Genomic DNA, 20,368 nt, shown 5'->3' on the forward strand with positions numbered 1-20,368 from the left:
TGCGCAAACGCCCGCAGGACAGCTCCGCGCTACACCGGCCGGATGTTGTGGTTGAAGCGGAAGACGTTGTCCGGGTCCCAGCGCCGCTTGATCTTCTCCAGGCGCAGCAGATTCCCGGCGCCCAGCCCCGCCCGCACCCGCTCGGGGCCCTCGTCGCCGATCAGGTCGAGGGGGACGGCACCCGTGCTCCAGGGCCGTACGCCGGCGCACGCGTCCCGCACCCAGGCCCGGTTCGGTCCGTCGTCGGCCGGGTCCGCCCAGCAGGCGCAGGCGTGCACCGTCCAGGCCGCGTCCCGGTACGGCACCGGGTACGGGCGGGGTCCGGCGGTGACCGCGCCGCCGTGCGGGAACAGCACGAACCGGCTGCAGGCCGGTACCGGCATGCGGTCCGCGCGGGCGTGGAAGACGTCCACGAGCTCGTCGGGCAGGCCGGTCAGGCACTCGGCCGACCAGTGGTTGCGCAGTCCGGACGGGGCGTCGAACAGGCACTGCACGTCGGTGTAGGGCAGGGCGCCCACGACCTCCGCCTCGTGCGGCAGCGCCAGCAGCGGCCCGGCGAGCCCGCGCAGACCGGACTCGCCGCCCACGTACGTCAGCAGGGCACCGCACAGCAGCGGGAACTCGGCCGGCGGACCGGTCAGGTACAGCACCGCGCCGCCCACCTCGTCCGGGCCGGTACGGATGATCTCGCGGAAGGCGCGGACCAGGTCAGGCCCGGTCCCCGGCAGGCACAGCAGCAGTGCCACGGAGAACTCCGGCAGCTCGTGCAGCTCCAGGGTGAGCGCGGTGGCGATGCCGAAGTTGCCGCCTCCGCCGTGCAGCGCCCAGAACAGCTCGGGGTTCTCGTCGGCGTTGGCGTGCACCCGCTCGGCGTCGGCGGTCACCAGCTCCACGCCGAGCAGGTTGTCCGCGGCGAGGCCGAAGACGCGGTCCAGCCAGCCGGTGCCGCCGCCGAGCACGAAGCCGCCGACGCCGGTGGCGGAGGAACGGGCGCCGGTGGTCGCGAGGCCGTGCGGCAGGGCCGCCCGGTCCAGGTCGCCCGTCGTGGCGCCGCCCTCGACCCGGACGGCCTCCGCCGCCGGGTCGACGGTGACGGCCCGCATCCGGCGCAGGTCCACCTCGAGCGCGCCGTCGACGCGCGCCGGCCCCGCCACGCCGTGCCCGCCCCCGCGCACGGCGACGCGCAGATCCAGTTCGCGGGCGAAGCGGACGGCGCGGACGACGTCGGCCGCGTCCGCGCACCGGGCGATGACGGCCGGACGCCGGTCGGGCACCGCGTCGGAGACGGTCCGGGCGTCGTCGTAGCCGGGGTCTCCCGGGGCGAACACGTCGCCGGCCAGATCCTCACGGAGCTCGGCGAGCGCCGTGCGTGCCTTGGAACGGACGGTCATGACCGCCCCCTTCCGGCAGGGGTCCACCTTCCAGCCTAGGCCGGAGGGAGCACCCCGCCCCGCGGACGGCCGCCCCCCCCCGGGGGGGGGCGGCCTAGCCTCCGTAGGCCCCCGAAGCCGTCAGCCGGAGCGCCGTGTCGATCAGCGGCACGTGGCTGAACGCCTGCGGGAAGTTGCCCACCTGGCGCTGCAGGCGGGGGTCCCACTCCTCGGCGAGCAGACCGAGGTCGTTGCGCAGCGCGAGGAGCTTCTCGAACAGCTTGCGGGCCTCGTCCACCCGGCCGATCATCGCCAGGTCGTCCGCCATCCAGAACGAGCAGGCCAGGAAGGCGCCCTCGTCACCCGGCAGGCCGTCGACGCCCGTGTGTGCACCCTCGGTCGGGTAGCGCAGGATGAACCCGTCCGAGGTGGACAGCTCGCGCTGGATCGCCTCGATCGTGCCGATCACCCGCTTGTCGTCCGGCGGCAGGAAGCCCATCTGCGGGATGAGCAGCAGCGAGGCGTCCAGCTCCTGCGAGCCGTACGACTGGGTGAAGGTGTTGCGCTCCTTGTCGTACCCCTTCTCGCAGACGTCCCGGTGGATGTCGTCGCGCAGTTCCTTCCAGCGCTCCAGCGGGCCGTCCGCGTCCCCGGACTCGATCAGCTTGATCGTGCGGTCCACCGCGACCCAGGCCATCACCTTGGAGTGCACGAAGTGGCGGCGCGGGCCGCGCACCTCCCAGATGCCCTCGTCCGGCTCCTGCCAGTGGTCCTCCAGGTAGCGGATCAGCTTCAGCTGGAGCAGGGAGGCGTAGTCGTTGCGCGCAAGACCGGTCATGTGGCCCAGATGCAGGGCCTCGGTGACCTCGCCGTACACGTCCAGCTGGAGCTGGTGCGCGGCGCCGTTGCCGACCCGGACCGGAGCCGATTGCTCGTAGCCCGGCAGCCAGTCCAGCTCGGCCTCGCCCAGCTCGCGCTCGCCCGCGATGCCGTACATGATCTGCAGGTTCTCCGGGTCGCCGGCGACCGCCCGCAGCAGCCACTCGCGCCAGGCGCGGGCCTCCTCGCGGTAGCCGGTGCGCAGCAGCGAGGACAGCGTGATCGCCGCGTCCCGCAGCCAGGTGTAGCGGTAGTCCCAGTTGCGCACGCCGCCGATGTCCTCCGGCAGGGAGGTCGTGGGGGCCGCGACGATGCCGCCGGTCGGGGCGTACGTGAGCGCCTTCAGGGTGATCAGCGAACGGATCACCGCTTCGCGGTACGGCCCGTGGTACGTACAGTGCTCGACCCACTCGCGCCAGAACTCCTCCGTCGCCTCCAGCGAGGTCTCCGGCTCCGGCAGCGGCGGCGGCTGCTTGTGCGAGGGCTGCCACGAGATGGTGAACGCAATCCGCTCACCCGGAGCGACCGTGAAGTCCGCGTACGTGGTCAGCGACTTCCCGTAGGTCTCGGCCTCCGTGTCGAACCACACCGAGTCCGGGCCGGCGACGGCCACCGTGCGGCCCTCGTGCCGGTGCACCCACGGCACCACCCGGCCGTAGGAGAACCGCATCCGCAGGGCCGAGCGCATCGGCACCCGGCCGGTGACGCCCTCCACGATCCGGATCAGCTGCGGGGCTCCGTCACGCGGGGGCATGAAATCGGTCACGCGCACCGTGCCGCGCGGGGTGTCCCACTCCGATTCCAGGATCAGCGAGTCGCCGCGGTAGCTGCGCCGGGCGGCCGTGGGCGGCTTGGCGTCGGCGGCGTGCGCCGGACCGAGCCGCCAGAAGCCGTGCTCCTCGGTGCCCAGCAGGCCGGCGAAGATGGCATGCGAGTCGAAGCGGGGCAGGCACAGCCAGTCCACCGTGCCGTCCCGGCAGACCAGCGCCGCGGTCTGCATGTCTCCGATGAGTGCGTAGTCTTCGATGCGCCTGGCCACGTGCAACTCCAGTCGAACGGCCACGTCACACCCCCGTGCAGGGGGGCTGTCGCTAGTGCGGTCAAGGGATCGTTGTTGTGCGTCGTTGAGCGGTGAAGCAAAGCAGCCCGCCGAGCCCTGGGGCAACACGACAGTCTTTGCTCAACGAACTGCCGCGCTCTCGTTGTTCCGGGTGGTGCAGGCGGGGGTGTGCCGTCGTTCCGGCCGGGCCCGGCAGTGAATGTCCGAGCAGGATACGACGCACGTAGATGATCTGCGTGCCGCTCCGGGCAACCCGTGTGGGCCGAACGAGTGACCATCGGGTGAGAAGCGTGTGTCCGCCCGCTGGCCAGAGTGACACGAGCGACGCGCATGAGGCCACGTCGTACCCGGGCGACAGCGGAGCGTGCCCGGAAGCCATCCCTCCCGAGCGCTGATACGCTGGTAGCCCGTGGACACCGGTGGGAGACAAACCCCCGAACCGCAGCGACGGCACCTCCGGAAACCTCCGGATCGTCAGCCGCACCGCATCACAGACAGCGACCACGGGAGCCCCCTCTTGGCCATGCCGCCCAGTGCTTTTCGATCGAGCACCGCCACGACGACCAAGCACATCTTCGTCACCGGGGGCGTCGCCTCCTCCCTCGGCAAGGGTCTGACCGCGTCCAGCCTGGGCATGCTGCTCAAGGCCCGGGGTCTGCGTGTCGTGATGCAGAAGCTCGACCCGTACCTGAACGTCGACCCCGGCACGATGAACCCCTTCCAGCACGGTGAGGTGTTCGTCACCAACGACGGCGCCGAGACCGACCTGGACATCGGCCACTACGAGCGCTTCCTCGACCGCGACCTGGACGGCACCGCCAACGTCACCACCGGCCAGGTGTACAACACCGTGATCGCCAAGGAGCGGCGCGGCGAGTACCTCGGCGACACGGTGCAGGTCATCCCGCACATCACCAACGAGATCAAGCACCGCATCCGCCGTATGGCCACCGACGAGGTCGACGTCGTCATCACCGAGGTCGGCGGCACGGTCGGCGACATCGAGTCGCTGCCGTTCCTGGAGACCGTCCGCCAGGTCCGCCACGAGGTCGGCCGGGACAACGTCTTCGTGGTGCACATCTCGCTGTTGCCGTACATCGGCCCGTCCGGCGAGCTGAAGACCAAGCCGACCCAGCACTCCGTCGCCGCCCTGCGCAACATCGGTATCCAGCCGGACGCCATCGTGCTGCGCTGCGACCGCGAGGTCCCCACCGCGATCAAGCGCAAGATCTCGCTGATGTGCGACGTGGACGAGGCCGCCGTCGTGGCCTGCCCCGACGCCCGGTCGATCTACGACATCCCGAAGACCGTGCACGGCGAGGGCCTGGACGCCTACGTGGTGCGCAAGCTCGACCTGCCCTTCCGGGACGTCGACTGGACGACGTGGGACGACCTGCTCGACCGCGTCCACAACCCCGACCACGAGATCACCCTCGCCCTGGTCGGCAAGTACATCGACCTGCCCGACGCCTACCTGTCGGTCACCGAGGCCCTGCGCGCCGGCGGCTTCGCCAACAAGGCCCGCGTCAAGATCAAGTGGGTCACCTCGGACGACTGCAAGACCCCGGCCGGCGCCAAGGCCCAGCTCGGGGACGTCGACGGCATCTGCATCCCCGGCGGCTTCGGCGACCGCGGTGTGCTGGGCAAGGTCGGTGCCATCCGGTACGCCCGCGAGAACAAGATCCCGCTGCTGGGCCTGTGCCTGGGCCTGCAGTGCATCGTGATCGAGGCCGCCCGCAACCTGGCCGACATCGCGGACGCCAACTCCACCGAGTTCGACCCGGCCACGGCCCACCCGGTGATCTCCACCATGGCCGAGCAGCTCGACATCGTCGCCGGCGAGGGTGACATGGGCGGAACGATGCGCCTGGGCATGTACCCGGCCAAGCTCGCCGAGGGCTCCATCGTCCGCGAGGTGTACGACGGCAAGGAGTACGTCGAGGAGCGTCACCGGCACCGCTACGAGGTGAACAACGCCTACCGCGCGGAGCTGGAGAAGAAGGCCGGCATCGTCTTCTCCGGCACCTCGCCGGACGGCAAGCTCGTGGAGTACGTGGAGTACCCGCGGGACGTCCACCCGTTCCTGGTCGCCACGCAGGCGCACCCCGAGCTGCGCTCGCGGCCGACCCGCGCGAACCCGCTCTTCGCCGGCCTCGTGAAGGCCTCGGTCGAGCGGAAGATCTCGAAGTAACACACCAGTTGTACGGTGGCCGGGGTGCTTACCTTCAAAGGTGGGCACCCCGGTTTCTTTTTCGCCGGTTCTTGGGAAAGCGCGTGGGAGGACAGGGCATGACGATCAAGGACACCCCGGAGGAGTGGGAGATCCGGGCGACAAAGACCCCGTTCGTGGGCAACAAGACCTCCGTCCGCACGGACGACGTGGTCATGCCCGACGGCTCGGTGGTCCGCCGGGACTACCAGGTCCACCCCGGTTCCGTGGCCGTCCTCGCCCTGGACGAGGAGGACCGGGTCCTGCTGATCAACCAGTACCGCCACCCCGTGCGGCAGAAACTGTGGGAGATCCCGGCCGGGCTGCTGGACGTGCCCGGTGAGAACCCGCTGCACGCCGCCCAGCGGGAGCTGTACGAGGAGGCGCACGTCAAGGCCGAGGACTGGCGGGTGCTCACCGACGTGTACACCACCCCCGGCGGCTGCGACGAGGCCATCCGGGTCTTCCTCGCCCGGAACCTGTCCGAGGCCGAGGGCGAGCGCTTCGAGGCGGAGCACGAGGAGACCGACATGCAGCACGCGCGCGTGCCGGTCGAGGAACTGGTGCGCCGGATCCTGGCCGGCGACCTGCACAACACCTGCCTGGCCGTCGGGGTGCTCTCCCTGGTGGCGGCGCGCGGCGGGGACGGCCTGGACGCGCTGCGTCCCGCCGACGCCCCGTGGCCCGCGCGGCCCTTCGAGTCCTGAGCCGGGAGCCGTCCGGCCCACTGGTGTGACGATCGCCTGATCCGATCGGGCGATCCGTCCGCCGCGCTCCTCCGGGTTCGTCGCAGAGCGTGAACTAGGCTCTTGAACGCCCGTACCGGAAGACACCGGCGGGCTTGCGCGTGCGGTGGGACGGGAGTGTGGCCCGTGACGGATCAGGCGGTGGACCCGGACGGCGCGGAGGTGTCCGCGCACCCGGTCGCGGAGGGCCGTTTCCTGGGCCGCACAAGGGAGTTGAAGGAACTTCGCGCCGACATCGAGCGAGCGGGACTGGACACCCTCTCCGGCCGAAAGGCGCCCCGCGCGCGCGTGCTCCTCATCGCGGGCCGCCCCGGCTCCGGCCGGACCAGACTCGCCGAGGAACTGGTCCGCCGGGTCGCCGGCCGGTACCCCGACGGAGTGCTGCGGGCCCGGCTCAGCGAGCCCGACGGCACCCCGGTGCCGGTGGAGCAGGTGGCCCGCGGCCTGCTCGCCGCGCTGCGGCTGCCGGCCCCCGCCGGAGCCGCCGAGGAGGACCTCACCGCGGCCCTGCGGACGGCCCTCGCCGAGCGGCGGACGCTGCTCCTGCTGGACGACGCGGCGGGCGCCGACCAGGTCGACGCGCTGCTCCCGGACGCCCCGGAGTGCCTGGTGGTGGCCGTCTCCGGGGGCCCGCTCACCGGCATCGCGGACGTCCGCCCCTGCACGCTCGGCGGCCTCGACACCAAGTCCGCGGTGGAACTGCTCACCGGCCACACCGGCGCGGTCCGGGTCACCGTCGACCCGCGCTCCGCGGAGAGCCTGGTGGAGGCCTGCCAGGGCCATCCGGCCGCGCTGGTGCTGGCCGGCGGCTGGCTCGCCGCCCGTCCCCAGGCCGCGGTCTCCGACCTGGCCAAGCGGATGCACGCGCACGCCGAGGAAGGGGCGGACGGCGCCGAGGGCACCCCGCTGTCCCGCGTCTTCCGGCTCGTGTACGACCAGCTGCCCGGCCCGGCCGCCCGGATACTGCGACTGCTCTGCCTCGCCCCGGCCGGCCTGGCCGACCCGCACACCGCCTCGGCGCTGGCCGGCTGCTCGGTGGACGCCGCCCGCACCGCCCTGGACGACCTCGTCGCCCTCGGCCTGCTGCGCGCGCTGAACTCCACGCTGCCCCAGTACGAGGTCCCCGGCTGTCTGCACCCGCTGCTGCGCGCCGTCGCCGAGAGCCACGAACGGCCCGCGGAGCTCCAGCTGGCCCGGGCCCGGATGCTGGAGCGGACGGTACGGCTGCTGCAGTCCTGCCGGGCGATCACCGAGACGGACAGCCCGCAGGCCCGGGAGAAGCTGATCGGCATGCCCCGGGCGCTGCGCTTCCCCAACCCGCGGGCCGCCGCGGACTGGCTGCGCGTCCGGCGGCCGGCCCTGCTGGCGGCGGTGCGCCTCGCGGTGGCCGACGGGGAGCTGGACACCCTCGCCCGCCGGCTGATGTCCCAGCTGGTCCGGGCCCTGGCCGCGCATGTCGGCACCCAGGCAGCCGCCCCCGACCTGTACGGCGTCCACGGCCTCGTCCTGGACGTCGCCGAGCGGCGCGGGCTGCCCCGGGAGAAGGCCGCGGCCCTGCTGAACCTGGGCGATCTGGACGCGCAGACCGGCCGGACCCGGGAGGCGCTGGCCCGCTACCGGGCCGCGCTGGACGCCGGACGCGAGGCGAACGACCCGTACGCGACCGGCCGCGCGATGGAATCCGTAGGCGGTGCCCACCAGGAGCTCGGGGACTACGACCGGGCCGCCGACTGGTTCGGCCGGGCCCTGGCCGAGCGGCTGGCCCGGGGAGAGGTCGCGGACGCCGCCCGGCTGTACGGCCGGACGGCCACGGCCCACACCTACGCCGGCCGCTACGGCGAGGCGCTGCGGAACTGGCGGGCCGCGCTCGCCGGCTACCGCAGGGGCGGCGATGTCGCGGCGAGTGCCCGGGCGTTGAGCGAGATCGCACGGGTGCAGGAGTACGCGGGACGGCCCGAGGAATCGCTGCGCACCTGCCAGGAAGCCGTGGAGTGGGCACGGCGCGCCGAGGACGCCCGGCTGCAGGCCGCGCTGCAGCTGCGGCTCGCCGACACGCTGGACCGCCTCGGCGACCCGGCCGCGGCCCTCCTGCACCGCGCCGCGGCCGAGCGCATGCTGGGTGAGGAGCCGCCGGAGGACGAGGAAACTCCGGATCAGGGCGCTGACGCCTGCGAAATCCGTACTGCATCCAGCGAAGATTGATGCAATGAAAGGCTAGACAGTCGGAACGCCTTCATTAAACTGGCTCTGCCGCTCGTTCTCCAGCGGTGTCTCCCGGTATGCCCCCGCATGTCTGGGTACGTCTGTAATGCACCCCCATACCCTCTGAGCCAAGGACCGTGATCGACGTGAAGGTCGGCATCCCCCGCGAGGTCAAGAACAACGAGTTCCGGGTGGCCATCACCCCCGCCGGTGTGCACGAGCTGGTGCGCAACGGCCACCAGGTCGTCATCGAGCGCGGCGCCGGCCTCGGCTCCTCGATCACGGACGAGGAGTACGTCTCGGCCGGTGCCGCCCTGCTCGACACTGCCGACGAGGTGTGGGCCACCGCCGACCTGCTGCTGAAGGTCAAGGAGCCCATCGCGGAGGAGTACCACCGCCTCCGCAAGGACCAGATCCTCTTCACCTACCTGCACCTGGCCGCCTCCAAGGAGTGCACGGACGCCCTCATCGAGTCCGGCACCACGGCCATCGCCTACGAGACCGTCGAGCTGCCGAACCGCGCCCTGCCGCTGCTCGCCCCGATGTCCGAGGTCGCGGGCCGGCTGGCCCCGCAGGTCGGCGCCTATCACCTGATGCGCGCGGCCGGCGGCCGTGGCGTGCTGCCGGGCGGCGTCCCCGGTGTGACCCCGGCCAAGGCCGTGGTCATCGGCGGCGGCGTCTCCGGCTGGAACGCCACCCAGGTCGCCGTCGGCATGGGCTTCGAGGTGATCCTGCTCGACCGCGACATCAACAAGCTGCGCGAGGCCGACCGGATCTTCGGTACGAAGGTCAAGGCGATCATGTCCAACACCTTCGAGCTGGAGAAGGCCGTCCTCGACGCCGACCTCGTCATCGGCGCGGTGCTCATCCCGGGCGCCAAGGCCCCGAAGCTGGTCACCAACGAGCTGGTGGCGCGCATGAAGCCGGGAAGTGTCCTTGTCGACATCGCGATCGACCAGGGCGGCTGCTTCGAGGACTCCCACCCGACCACGCACGCCGAGCCGACCTTCCAGGTCCACAACTCGGTCTTCTACTGCGTGGCCAACATGCCGGGCGCGGTGCCCAACACCTCCACCAACGCCCTCACCAACGCGACCCTGCCGTACATCGTCTCGCTGGCCAACAACGGCTGGGTGGAGGCGCTGCGCCGGGACGCCGCGCTCGCCAAGGGTCTCAACACCCATGACGGCAAGGTCGTTTACCGGGAGGTCGCCGAGGCCCACGGCCTGGAGCACGTCGAGCTGGAGACCCTGCTCGGCTGAGGCCCGACCCACCCCCCGTGACCTGGTGAGTCGCTAAGTCACCCGCGGGCAAAAGGCGATTCGTCAACACGCGTCGTCAACAGCACACACCCGGCCGGACCTTGCCCGACAAGGTCCGGCCGGATGTGTGTATGGTCACTTTGCGGCTCTCGGTCAACTCGCCTCGAACGTAACCCTTCGACCGATTCGCACACCGGTGAAACCTGCTGTGCGACGGCCGTACGCTCTTGACAGCGAGATGTTTCATTGCCGACACATCCTGCCGGGTCCGGCGGATTGTGTTGCTGCGGACCGCCGACACGCCATAGAGTCGCCAACCGTCGGCATGGTGCCACGCTGACCTTGTCTAGAAGTTTCCTGGTCACCAAGGAGGTAAGACGACTTGTGAATGAGTCGACATTTTCTCCCGGGGGTGGTCAACCAGGAATGCCGGTCCGGGGCCAGGGTCCCGCGGGATTCGAGGCTGTCGGCTCCGTAGCTGTGCGCACCTTCGCAGCCCACCAGAGTTCCGGTCCGCAGGTGGCCGGGACAGCACACCAGAGCATGGATGGCCATCACGTGAACGCCATGGCCGGCGACGGAAGTGGCGCGCCCCACAACCACTTCGCCGACTACGACGAACTGCCCGAGGGGCACTTCTACGACCCCGACGCCGAATACGAGCCGGACCCGGAGTACGCGGCCACGCTCGCGCCCGACGCTGCCCGTCAGCGCCGTGAGCGCGTCGGCCCGACCGGACGACCGCTGCCGTACTTCCCGATCCCGGGCCCGCTGACCGACCACGGCCCCGCGAAGATCATCGCGATGTGCAACCAGAAGGGCGGCGTCGGCAAGACGACGTCGACCATCAACCTGGGTGCCGCGCTCGCGGAGTACGGCCGGCGCGTGCTGCTCGTGGACTTCGACCCGCAGGGCGCGCTGTCGGTGGGACTCGGGGTCAACCCGATGGAGCTGGATCTCACGGTCTACAACCTGCTCATGGAGCGGGGGATGTCCGCGGACGAGGTCCTGCTGAAGACGGCGGTCCCCAACATGGACCTGCTGCCCTCCAACATCGACCTGTCGGCCGCCGAGGTCCAGCTGGTCTCCGAGGTCGCGCGCGAGTCGACGCTCCAGCGGGCGCTGAAGCCCCTGCTGCCCGACTACGACTACATCGTGATCGACTGTCAGCCCTCGCTCGGCCTGCTGACGGTCAACGCGCTGACGGCCGCGCACAAGGTGATCGTGCCGCTGGAGTGCGAGTTCTTCGCGCTGCGCGGTGTGGCCCTGCTGACCGAGACCATCGAGAAGGTCCAGGAGCGGCTCAACCCGGAGCTGGAGCTCGACGGCATCCTCGCCACGATGTACGACTCGCGCACGGTCCACAGCCGTGAGGTGCTGGCCCGTGTGGTCGAGGCGTTCGACGACCACGTCTACCACACGGTCATCGGCCGCACGGTCCGCTTCCCGGAGACCACGGTCGCCGGTGAGCCGATCACCACGTACGCCTCCAACTCCGTCGGTGCCGCCGCCTACCGCCAGCTCGCCAGGGAGGTGCTCGCCCGGTGTCACGCCGAGTGAGTCTGCCGGGGGCCGACGAACTCTTCCGTACGACAGGGGGGATGGCGCTCCAGCCGTCGACTCCCCGGCGCGCGGCCAACGGTGAGGCCCGGGTGCCGGCTCCCGCAGGGGAGAGCGACAAGGCGGCCGCCGCCGAGGACGCGCCGCAGTCGGTGCCCGTGCAGGGCGGTGACGGCGAGGGCGCGGAGCACGCGGCGGCGGAGGCCGAGTCGGCGGAGTCCGCCGAGTCCCGCACCCGCCCGGCGCGCCGGCAGCCGGCCCAGGAGGGTCCGGCCGCCGCGCAGCCGCGCAAGCGCGGGCGGGCGGCCTCCCGGCGGCCCAGCGGGCGCGAGCGGCACGACGAGAAGATCACCGTGTACGTCTCCGCCGAGGAACTGATGGACCTGGAGCACGCGCGTCTCGTGCTCCGCGGCGAGCACGGGCTCGCGGTGGACCGCGGGCGGATCGTCCGCGAGGCGGTGGCCGTGGTCCTGGCCGACCTGGAGGCCCGCGGGGACGCGAGCATCCTCGTACGACGGCTGCGCGGGCGGTAGCGGTAGCCTGCGGGGGCCATGACCTCGAACGACGTCCCCGCCCCCGCCTTCGGCCCAGGAGCCGGCCGCCGGCGTGCGCTGGGCCGGGGACCGGGCGCCGCGCCGGCCGAGCCGCGCAGCGAGTCCGTGGCGCGGGCCGAGCCCCTGGCGGAGGAGACGCCTGCGGAGGCCGAGACGCCGGCGCGGGCCGAGACCCCGGCGCAGGCCGGGACCCCGGCCGGGCCCGGCAGGCCGTCGCACCCACCCGCACCCGGCGGAACGACCGCCCACGACGGCCGCGAGCCGCGAGAGGCGCCCGCGGCCGGCGAGCCGGGGCCTGCCGCCGCCGAGCCCGCCGCACCCCGGCCCGAGCCCGTCGCACCCGCCCCCGAGCCCGCCGCACCGGAACCCGAGCCCGCCGCACCCGAGCCCGAGTTCGCCGGAACCGGACCGGCCGAGCCCGGACCCACGGGATCCGACGAACCCGAGCCTGCCGGATCCGGCCCCGCCGAACCCGTCGCACCCGGGCCCGCCGACTCCCGGCCCGGACCCCCCGCACCCGGCTCCGCCGAACCCGGAGCCCCCTCCGACGGTGTCTTCAAGGTCCGGCTGTCGAACTTCGAGGGTCCCTTCGATCTCCTCCTCCAGCTCATCTCCCGGCACAAGCTGGACGTGACCGAGGTCGCCCTGTCGAAGGTCACCGACGAGTTCATGGCGCACATCCGGGCCATGGGACCCGACTGGGACCTCGACCAGACCACGGAGTTCCTCGTCGTGGCGGCCACCCTGCTCGACCTCAAGGCCGCCCGGCTGCTGCCCGCCGCCGACGTGGAGGACGAGGCCGACCTCGCGCTGCTGGAGGCGCGGGACCTGCTGTTCGCCCGGCTGCTGCAGTACCGCGCGTACAAACAGATCGCCGACATCTTCAACCGGCGGCTCGACGACGAGGCCCGCCGCTGGCCCCGCACCGTCGGACTCGAACCGCACCACGCCGAGCTGCTGCCCGAGGTCGTCATCAGCATCGGCCCCGAGGGGTTCGCCGGGCTGGCCGTCAAGGCGATGCAGCCCAGGCCCAAGCCGCAGGTCTACGTCGACCACATCCACGCCCCGCTGGTCAGCGTGCGGGAGCAGGCGGGGATCGTGGTGGCGCGGCTGAGGGAGCTGGGCGAGGCGAGCTTCCGGGTGCTGATCGAGGACACCGACGACACGCTCACCGTCGTGGCCCGGTTCCTCGCCCTGCTGGAGCTGTACCGGGAGAAGGCCGTCGCGCTGGAGCAGGAGGCCGCGCTCGGCGACCTGACCGTGCGCTGGACCGGAGGGGACGGGGACACCGCACCCGTGGTCACGGACGAGTTCGACCGGCCGCCCGAGAGGCCCGAGAGGCCCGAGAAGCCCGAGAGGCCCGAGGAGGAGGAGAGGAAGGCATGAGCGAGGAGACCGCCGAGGCCCCCGCAGGATCGCAGACCGTCGCCGGACTCGACCTCAAGCCGGCCCTGGAGGCGATGCTCATGGTCGTGGACGAGCCCGCGACCGAGGCCCACCTGGCCAGGCTGCTGGAGCGGCCGCGACGGCAGGTCGCGGACGCGCTGCGCGAGCTGGCCGACGAGTACACCGTGCAGGGCCGCGGCTTCGAGCTGCGGTTCGTCGCCGGCGGCTGGCGTTTCTACACCCGCGCCGCGTACGCGCCCGCCGTCGAACGGCTGGTGCTGGACGGCCAGACGGCCCGGCTCACCCAGGCGGCGCTGGAGACGCTCGCGGTGGTCGCCTACCGCCAGCCGGTCAGCCGCAGCCGCGTCTCCGCGGTGCGCGGGGTCAACTGCGACGGTGTCATGCGCACCCTCCTGCAGCGCGGTCTGGTCGAGGAGGCGGGCACGGAACCCGAAACAGGTGCGATCCTGTACAGGACGACGAACTACTTCCTGGAGCGGATGGGCCTGCGCGGCCTGGACGAGCTCCCGGAGCTCGCGCCCTTCCTCCCGGAGGCCGAGGCGATCGAGGCCGAGACCCAGGAGGGTGTGCCGTCGTTCGATCCGGACGCTCCGGATTCCGAGGACGCAGACGACAAGACGGAACTTTGATGCGAAGCAGCAGCGGCAGGAACAGCAGCGGAAACAACGGCGGGAGCCGTGGTGGCAACAGCGGCGGCCGCGGCGGGAGCGGCGGGGGACGCGGTAACTACCGCGGCGCCGGCAACGCCCGTGACGACAAGCAGGGCGGCCGGCCGAAGAAGCCGCGCCCGGAGGAGCGGCGCTACGACGTGGGTCCCGGCGCCACCCAGGACGGCCCGAAGTCGGGCCGGGGCGCCTCGGCGCGCGGCGGCGCCAAGGGCGGTCCCCGGCAGAGCCAGGCCGGCGGCCGCGGCCGTACGGCTCCGGCGAGCTCCCGCGAGTACGACGCGCGGGCCGAGGAGCGCAACCGCGAGCGGTACGCGGGCAAGAAGGACGTCAAGCTCCCGAAGACCTTCCCGGGCGCCGAGCAGGAGGGCGAGCGGCTGCAGAAGGTCCTCGCGCGCGCGGGCTACGGCTCCCGGCGCGCCTGCGAGGAGCTGATCGAGCAGGCCCGCGTCGAGATCAACGGCGAGATCGTCCTGGAGCAGGGCCGCCGGGTCGACCCGGAGAAGGACGAGGTCAAGGTCGACGGCCTGACGGTGGCGACGCAGTCGTACCAGTTCTTCTCGCTGAACAAGCCCGCCGGTGTCGTGTCCACCATGGAGGACCCGGAGGGCCGCCAGTGCCTCGGTGACTACGTCACCAACCGCGAGACCCGGCTCTTCCACGTCGGCCGGCTGGACACCGAGACCGAGGGTGTCATCCTGCTCACCAACCACGGTGAGCTGGCGCACCGCCTCACGCACCCGAAGTACGGCGTGAAGAAGACCTACCTCGCGGCCATCGTCGGCCCGATCCCGCGCGACCTCGGCAAGCGCCTGAAGGACGGCATCCAGCTGGAGGACGGCTACGCGCGCGCGGACCACTTCCGCGTCGTCGAGCAGACCGGCAAGAACTACCTGGTCGAGGTGACCCTGCACGAGGGCCGCAAGCACATCGTGCGCCGCATGCTCGCCGAGGCCGGCTTCCCGGTCGAGAAGCTGGTGCGGACCTCCTTCGGCCCGATCACCCTGGGCGACCAGAAGTCGGGCTGGCTGCGCCGCCTGTCGAACACCGAGGTCGGCATGCTGATGCAGGAAGTCGATCTCTAGACGCACCTTGCGCCGATCGTCATCCCCCTTTATCGTCACTGTGACAATAAAGGGGGATGACGCATATGCCCAAGCAGTCGGCCACCGGAGCACTCCTCGGCCTCGCCCTCGGGGACGCCCTCGGCTTCCCGGCCGAGTTCAAGACCGTGCCGTCGATCCTCTCGGCGTTCGGGCCCTGGCGGGAGATGGAGCTGCCCGAGCGGGCCCTCGTCTCCGACGACACCCAGATGACCCTCGCCCTCGGGCGCGCGCTCCGCACGGCCATGGAGCGCGGGTACCTCGCGCCGAACCGGCTGGAGCGGCCGCTGCGCGAGGAGTTCGCGGACTGGTACCACTCGCCGGAGAACAACCGGGCGCCGGGCAACACCTGCCTGACCGCGTGCGCCCTGCTGGACGACGAGGGCCGGCGCTGGCAGGACGCCAGCCAGATCGGCTCCAAGGGCTGCGGCGCCAACATGCGGGTCGCCCCGATCGGCCTTGCCCCCGGCCTCGACGACGAACAGCGTGCCGGCGCCGCTCAGTTGCAGTCCGCGCTCACCCACGGCCACCCGACCGCGCTCGCCGCCTCCGACCTCACCGCCCGCGCCGTCCATCTGCTCGCCCGGGGCACCGACCCGGCCGGGCTCGTCGGGCAGCTGCGCTCCTACGCCCTGGACAACCGCACCCGCTACGACCACACCTGGCTCGGCGACCTGTGGACCCGTTCCCAGGACCCGAGCCCGGAGCACTTCATCGCGCGCGGCTGGGACGAGTGCCTGGCGGTCCTCGGCCGGCTCCAGGAGGCCGTGCGGAGCGGATCCGTGGAGACCGACCCCTGTCTGGCCACCGGCGAGGGCTGGATCGCCGAGGAGGCGCTCGCCACCGGGCTGCTGTGCTTCCTGCTCTTCCCGGACGAGCCCGTCACCGCCCTGCGCCGGGCCGCCTGCACCGCCGGCGACTCCGACTCCATAGCCTGCCTCACCGGAGCCTTCGCGGGCGCCTGGCTGGGCGCGGACGCCTGGCCCGCCGACTGGTCCGAGCGCATCGAGTACCGAGACGGCCTCCTGGCCCTGGGATCACTCTGGGACGCCTGAGGGTCCCCCTCCGGATCGGGCCGGACCCGCGGGCCCGGGGCCCGGCTCCGGCTGGAGTGCCGAGGCCCGGCGCGCCCGGTACAGGAAGTCGGCCACGCGGGTGTGGTCCGGCTCCTCGGGCAGGGGGCTGCCGCGCAGGGCCTCCTCGGTCCCGGCCGCCAGCCGGGCCATCCACTCCTCCACCCGCACCCACGGCACCTCACCGCGCTTCACCGCCAGCAGGGGCTCGCGCTGCTCCCCGACGTCGATCCGCAGCTCGCCGGAGCTCAGCAGGTCCCGTGCGGACATCAGCAGCCGCAGCAGGTGCATCGCGTGCTTCCAGCGCGGGGCGCCGGTCGTGCGGACGTCGGCGTCGAGCTTCTTGCGCTGGCCGAGGGCGTAACGGGTGAAGGTGTCGTACGCCCGCCGCGACAGGAAGGCGCCGCGCAGGGACAGCAGCTCGCGGCCGGTGTCGTCCACGTGCTCCACCAGGGGGGAGTGCAGGCACTCCAGGATGTTCGGGTTGCCGCGCAGCGCCAGCTCGCAGAACCGTTCCAGCTCCCAGGAGAACTGCTCCTCGCCGGGCCCCTCCACATGCGTGGGCGGCTTCTCGAACCGCCAGTACAGCGGGGTGGGGGCGAGGAACACCCCGCGCCGGTCGGTGTCGCTGGCGTCCGTGGCCAGACCGAAGGCGCGGGAGCCCGTCACACAGGAGTAGACGGTGTGGTCGCGTACGAGGTCCAGCGGCTGCATCCCCGGAGCGTACGCGGCCCGCTCAGGCCAGGTGGATCGAATTTCCCGACACCGTGATCGACTCCTTGCCCAGCGGTCTGGTCGCGGGACCATGGGCCACCGAGCCGTCGGCGATCCGGTACTTGCTGCCGTGGCACGGGCAGTCGATGGTGCCGTCCGCCACCCGGTTCACCGTGCAGCCCTGGTGCGTGCAGATCGCCGAGAACGCCTTGAAGTCACCCTTCTTCGGCTGGGTGACCACGATCTTCTCCTCCTTGAACACCTTGCCGCCGCCCTCCGGGATGTCGCTGGTCCGCGCCAGCCGCTTCCCGGCGGGCGACGCCTCCTGGGCGGCGGGCGACGCCGCCATCCCGGATGCGGACGCCGACGATGCCGACGCCGTCGGTGACTGCGGCGCCGTGGCGTCGCCGCTCTTGTCGGTGCCGCATCCCACGCACCCCAGGGCGAGCGCGCCGGCGCCGGTGCAGAGAACGGTGCGCCGTGTCGCGGGCTGGGTCATGTCAGACCTCCGTAGAACCTTCCAGAACGGTGAACAAGGGATCTTTCGCATCGTCTCAGCGAGCGGGCGGCGCGCGCCCGTACCGCGCGGGCTGACTACGCTGGACGGACCAAGAACAGACACGCATGTCAGCGAGGAGCAGCGCCGTGGCGGTACGAGCGGTCCGGGGGGCCGTCCAACTGGAGCGGGACGAGGCCGGTCATATGGAGGAGCAGGTCGGAGCGCTGCTCACCGCCGTGCTGGAACGGAACGGGCTGACCGCCGACGACCTGATCAGCATCTGGTTCACGGCCACCCCCGACCTGCACAGCGACTTCCCGGCCGCCTCCGCCCGCAAGCTGGGCATCGTGGACGTCCCCCTCATCTGCGCCCAGGAACTGGACATCGCGGGCGCCATGCCCCGGGTCGTGCGGATCCTCGCGCACATCGAGTCGGACCGGCCCCGCGCCGACATCTGCCACGTCTACCTCGGCGCCGCCGCGGCGCTCCGCAAGGACATCGCCCAGTGAGAACCGCACTCGTCATCGGAACCGGCCTGATCGGCACCTCCGCCGCCCTCGCGCTCGCCCAGCGAGGCGTCACCGTCCACCTCGACGACCACGACCCCGAGCAGGCCCGTACGGCCGCCGCGCTGGGTGCCGGCACCGACGAGGAGCCCGGGGGGCCGGTGGACCTCGCGATCGTGGCCGCCCCGCCCGCCCATGTGGCCCGGGTGCTCGCCGACGCGATGCGCCGGGGCGTCGCCCGCGGCTACCTGGACGTCGCCAGCGTCAAGGGCGGCCCCCGCCGCGAGCTGGAGTCGCTCGGCCTGGACCTGTCGTCGTACATCGGCACGCACCCCATGTCCGGCCGGGAGAAGTCCGGACCGCTGGCCGCCACCGCCGACCTCTTCGAGGGCCGGCCCTGGGTGCTCACCCCGACCCGGGACACCGACACCGAGGTGCTCAACCTCGCCCTGGAACTGGTCTCGCACTGCCGGGCCGTCCCGGTCGTCATGGACGCCGACGCCCACGACCGCGCCGTCGCCCTCGTCTCCCACATGCCCCACCTGGTGTCCAGCCTGGTCGCCGCGCGCCTGGAGCACGCCGAGGAGGCCGCCGTACGGCTGTGCGGGCAGGGCATCCGGGACGTGACCCGGATCGCCGCCTCCGACCCGCGCATGTGGATGGACATCCTGTCCGCGAACCCGGGCCCGGTCGCCGACCTGCTCTCCGACGTCGCCTCCGACCTGGACGAGACGGTCCAGGCCCTGCGCGCCCTGCAGTCCTCCGACGACGCCAAGCGCGGCGAGGGCACCGCCGGCATCGAGGACGTGCTGCGCCGCGGGAACGCCGGCCAGGTGCGGGTACCCGGCAAGCACGGCAGCGCCCCGCGCGCGTACGAGACCGTCGTCGTCCTCATCGACGACCAGCCCGGCCAGCTGGCCCGCATCTTCGCGGACGCCGGCCGGGCGGGAGTCAACATCGAGGACGTCCGGATCGAGCACGCCACCGGTCAGCAGGCCGGTCTGATGCAGCTCATGGTCGAGCCGAAGGCGGCGACGGCCCTGAAGGAGGCACTGCGCGAGCGGGGCTGGGCGCTGCGCCGATAACGCCCGGTGAGGGCGCCCCCCCCCGCGAGCCAGTAACCTTGTCCGGGGCGCCCTCGCGCCCCGGACCCCCGCTCACCACCCTTCACCGCAGGAAGGTGTCCCCCGTGGAATACGGCGCCCCGACCGCCAAGCCCGTGATCGTCGCGATCGACGGTCCCTCCGGCACGGGCAAGTCGAGCACGTCGAAGGCCGTGGCAGCCCAGCTCGGTCTGAGCTACCTGGACACCGGTGCCCAGTACCGGGCGATCACCTGGTGGATGGTGACCAACGGCATCGACCTGGAGGACCCGACCGCCATCGCCGCCGTCGCCGGCAAGCCGGAGATCATCTCCGGCACCGACCCGGCCGCCCCGACCATCACGGTCGACGGCGTCGACGTCGCCGGCCCGATCCGCACCCAGGAGGTCACCTCCAAGGTCAGCGCGGTCAGCGCGGTGCCCGAGGTGCGCACCCGGATCACCGAGCTGCAGCGCTCGCTGGCTGTCGGCACCGAGAACGGCATCGTGGTCGAGGGCCGGGACATCGGTACGACCGTCCTCCCGGACGCCGACCTGAAGATCTTCCTCACCGCCTCCCCGGAGGCCCGCGCGGCCCGCCGCAGCGGCGAGCTGAAGGGCGCCGACGTCAACGCCACCCGCGAGGCCCTGATCAAGCGGGACGCGGCCGACTCCAGCCGCAAGACCTCGCCCCTCGCCAAGGCCGGCGACGCGGTCGAGGTGGACACCACCGAACTCACCCTCGCCCAGGTCATCGAGTGCGTCGTCACCCTGGTCGAGGAGAAGCGGGCGGGGAAGTGAGCCTTCCGTCCGAGCGGGGCGCCGAGGTGGGGCGGCGCATCGGCGTCGGCCTGATGTACGGGCTGTGGAAACCGCGGGTGCTGGGCGCCTGGAGGATGCCCGCGAGCGGCCCGGCGATACTCGCCGTGAACCACTCCCACAACATCGACGGCCCCATGGTCATGGGCGTGTCGCCCCGGCCGACGCACTTCCTGATCAAGAAGGAGGCGTTCGTCGGCCCGCTGGGCACGTTCCTGACCGGCATCGGCCAGCTGAAGGTGGACCGCGCGTCCGCCGACCGCACGGCGATCACCGACGCGCTCGGTGTCCTGAGCGACGGGGGAGTGCTCGGCATCTTCCCGGAGGGCACCCGGGGCGAGGGCGACTTCGCCTCCCTGCGCGCCGGGCTCGCCTACTTCGCGGTCCGCAGCGGGGCACCGATCGTGCCCGTGGCGGTACTGGGAAGCTCCGGCAGGCCGGGGCGGTTGATAAAGGGGCTGCCTCCGATGCGCTCCCGCGTCGACGTCGTCTTCGGCGACCCGTTCGAGGCCGGTGACGGCAGCGGACGGCGTACGCGCGCGGCGCTGGACGAGGCGACCGAGCGCATCCAGAAGCAGCTCACCAGCCACCTGGAAAACGCCAGGCGCCTGACCGGGCGCTAGGCGACACTTGAGTAGTGGATCAGCCCGGCTGGGCCG

At 72.2% G+C, this 20,368-nt stretch carries 18 protein-coding genes; 14 read left to right on the forward strand and 4 right to left on the reverse strand.

The features are described 5' to 3' along the window. Positions 1–29 precede the first annotated feature (29 nt). Together FHS34_RS28940 and FHS34_RS28945 are read right to left on the reverse strand one after the other, a co-directional pair. Positions 30–1,391: an FAD-binding oxidoreductase gene (locus FHS34_RS28940; RefSeq protein WP_184970743.1), complete on the reverse strand. Its 1,362-nt coding sequence runs from the start codon at positions 1,389–1,391 to the stop codon at positions 30–32. A gap of 94 nt (positions 1,392–1,485) precedes the next feature. After that, on the reverse strand, positions 1,486–3,288 hold the full coding sequence (locus FHS34_RS28945; protein ID WP_184970745.1) for a glycoside hydrolase family 15 protein: 1,803 nt from the start codon (positions 3,286–3,288) through the stop codon (positions 1,486–1,488). Between the two features lie 544 nt (positions 3,289–3,832). Here FHS34_RS28945 and pyrG point away from each other — a divergent pair. From pyrG to FHS34_RS28995, 10 genes are all read left to right on the forward strand, one after another. Then, complete coding sequence (pyrG, locus tag FHS34_RS28950; protein WP_184970747.1) at positions 3,833–5,500, forward strand: CTP synthase; 1,668 nt, start codon at positions 3,833–3,835, stop codon at positions 5,498–5,500. A 98-nt stretch (positions 5,501–5,598) separates the two neighbouring features. Continuing rightward, the gene (locus FHS34_RS28955; protein ID WP_184970749.1) at positions 5,599–6,225 is read left to right on the forward strand and encodes an NUDIX domain-containing protein; all 627 of its coding nucleotides are present in this window, start codon (positions 5,599–5,601) and stop codon (positions 6,223–6,225) included. Between the two features lie 165 nt (positions 6,226–6,390). Then, positions 6,391–8,466, forward strand: a complete 2,076-nt coding sequence (locus FHS34_RS28960) for a tetratricopeptide repeat protein (RefSeq protein WP_184970751.1) — start codon at positions 6,391–6,393, stop codon at positions 8,464–8,466. Between the two features lie 146 nt (positions 8,467–8,612). Then, positions 8,613–9,728, forward strand: coding sequence for an alanine dehydrogenase (gene ald, locus FHS34_RS28965; protein ID WP_184971262.1), 1,116 nt, complete (start codon positions 8,613–8,615; stop codon positions 9,726–9,728). Positions 9,729–10,154: 426 nt separating this feature from the next. Continuing rightward, entirely contained in the window at positions 10,155–11,288 is a 1,134-nt protein-coding gene (locus tag FHS34_RS28970; RefSeq protein ID WP_184970753.1) for a ParA family protein, read from the forward strand. Then, positions 11,273–11,821, forward strand: a complete 549-nt coding sequence (locus FHS34_RS28975) for a hypothetical protein (protein WP_184970755.1) — start codon at positions 11,273–11,275, stop codon at positions 11,819–11,821. Before FHS34_RS28970 ends, FHS34_RS28975 begins: the two co-directional genes overlap by 16 nt. Positions 11,822–11,965: 144 nt before the next feature. Then, positions 11,966–13,228 carry a segregation and condensation protein A gene (locus FHS34_RS28980; RefSeq protein ID WP_376773115.1) on the forward strand — a complete coding sequence of 421 codons (1,263 nt, stop codon included), beginning with the start codon at positions 11,966–11,968 and terminating at the stop codon, positions 13,226–13,228. Further along, on the forward strand, positions 13,225–13,878 hold the full coding sequence (gene scpB, locus FHS34_RS28985; protein WP_184970766.1) for an SMC-Scp complex subunit ScpB: 654 nt from the start codon (positions 13,225–13,227) through the stop codon (positions 13,876–13,878). The genes FHS34_RS28980 and scpB overlap by 4 nt, the downstream gene beginning before the upstream one ends. Next, positions 13,878–14,999: a pseudouridine synthase gene (locus FHS34_RS28990; protein ID WP_184970768.1), complete on the forward strand. Its 1,122-nt coding sequence runs from the start codon at positions 13,878–13,880 to the stop codon at positions 14,997–14,999. The genes scpB and FHS34_RS28990 overlap by 1 nt, the downstream gene beginning before the upstream one ends. A 65-nt stretch (positions 15,000–15,064) precedes the next feature. Further along, on the forward strand, positions 15,065–16,072 hold the full coding sequence (locus FHS34_RS28995; protein ID WP_372478604.1) for an ADP-ribosylglycohydrolase family protein: 1,008 nt from the start codon (positions 15,065–15,067) through the stop codon (positions 16,070–16,072). Here FHS34_RS28995 and FHS34_RS29000 read toward each other — a convergent pair. Further along, entirely contained in the window at positions 16,055–16,804 is a 750-nt protein-coding gene (locus FHS34_RS29000; protein WP_184970772.1) for a nucleotidyltransferase domain-containing protein, read from the reverse strand. The genes FHS34_RS28995 and FHS34_RS29000 overlap by 18 nt on opposite strands. A 22-nt stretch (positions 16,805–16,826) precedes the next feature. Further along, positions 16,827–17,303: a Rieske (2Fe-2S) protein gene (locus FHS34_RS29005; RefSeq protein ID WP_184970774.1), complete on the reverse strand. Its 477-nt coding sequence runs from the start codon at positions 17,301–17,303 to the stop codon at positions 16,827–16,829. A 146-nt stretch (positions 17,304–17,449) separates the two neighbouring features. Here FHS34_RS29005 and aroH point away from each other — a divergent pair, with 146 nt between their 5' ends. From aroH to FHS34_RS29025, 4 genes are all read left to right on the forward strand, one after another. After that, positions 17,450–17,812 carry a chorismate mutase gene (aroH, locus tag FHS34_RS29010; RefSeq protein ID WP_184970776.1) on the forward strand — a complete coding sequence of 121 codons (363 nt, stop codon included), beginning with the start codon at positions 17,450–17,452 and terminating at the stop codon, positions 17,810–17,812. Continuing rightward, positions 17,809–18,894, forward strand: coding sequence for a prephenate dehydrogenase (locus tag FHS34_RS29015; protein WP_184970778.1), 1,086 nt, complete (start codon positions 17,809–17,811; stop codon positions 18,892–18,894). Before aroH ends, FHS34_RS29015 begins: the two co-directional genes overlap by 4 nt. 104 nt (positions 18,895–18,998) lie before the next feature. Then, positions 18,999–19,691 carry a (d)CMP kinase gene (gene cmk, locus FHS34_RS29020; RefSeq protein WP_184970781.1) on the forward strand — a complete coding sequence of 231 codons (693 nt, stop codon included), beginning with the start codon at positions 18,999–19,001 and terminating at the stop codon, positions 19,689–19,691. Positions 19,692–19,744: 53 nt separating this feature from the next. After that, the gene (locus tag FHS34_RS29025) at positions 19,745–20,332 is read left to right on the forward strand and encodes a lysophospholipid acyltransferase family protein (protein ID WP_221509640.1); all 588 of its coding nucleotides are present in this window, start codon (positions 19,745–19,747) and stop codon (positions 20,330–20,332) included. The last annotated feature ends 36 nt before the right edge of the window (positions 20,333–20,368 follow it).

Origin of the sequence: Streptomyces echinatus (assembly GCF_014203595.1) — a bacterium.
In the GTDB taxonomy this organism is placed as follows: Bacteria; Actinomycetota; Actinomycetes; order Streptomycetales; family Streptomycetaceae; genus Streptomyces; species Streptomyces echinatus.

Bases quoted from the DNA above. Each gene is read 5' to 3' on its own strand.
- FHS34_RS28940 (WP_184970743.1), bottom strand. From the start codon at position 1,391: ATGACCGTCCGTTCCAAGGCACGCACGGCGCTCGCCGAGCTCCGTGAG.
- pyrG (WP_184970747.1), top strand. From the start codon at position 3,833: ATGCCGCCCAGTGCTTTTCGATCGAGCACCGCCACGACGACCAAGCAC.
- FHS34_RS28955 (WP_184970749.1), top strand. From the start codon at position 5,599: ATGACGATCAAGGACACCCCGGAGGAGTGGGAGATCCGGGCGACAAAG.
- FHS34_RS28970 (WP_184970753.1), top strand. From the start codon at position 10,155: ATGCCGGTCCGGGGCCAGGGTCCCGCGGGATTCGAGGCTGTCGGCTCC.
- scpB (WP_184970766.1), top strand. From the start codon at position 13,225: ATGAGCGAGGAGACCGCCGAGGCCCCCGCAGGATCGCAGACCGTCGCC.
- FHS34_RS28990 (WP_184970768.1), top strand. From the start codon at position 13,878: ATGCGAAGCAGCAGCGGCAGGAACAGCAGCGGAAACAACGGCGGGAGC.
- FHS34_RS28995 (WP_372478604.1), top strand. From the start codon at position 15,065: ATGCCCAAGCAGTCGGCCACCGGAGCACTCCTCGGCCTCGCCCTCGGG.
- FHS34_RS29000 (WP_184970772.1), bottom strand. From the start codon at position 16,804: ATGCAGCCGCTGGACCTCGTACGCGACCACACCGTCTACTCCTGTGTG.
- FHS34_RS29005 (WP_184970774.1), bottom strand. From the start codon at position 17,303: ATGACCCAGCCCGCGACACGGCGCACCGTTCTCTGCACCGGCGCCGGC.
- FHS34_RS29025 (WP_221509640.1), top strand. From the start codon at position 19,745: ATGTACGGGCTGTGGAAACCGCGGGTGCTGGGCGCCTGGAGGATGCCC.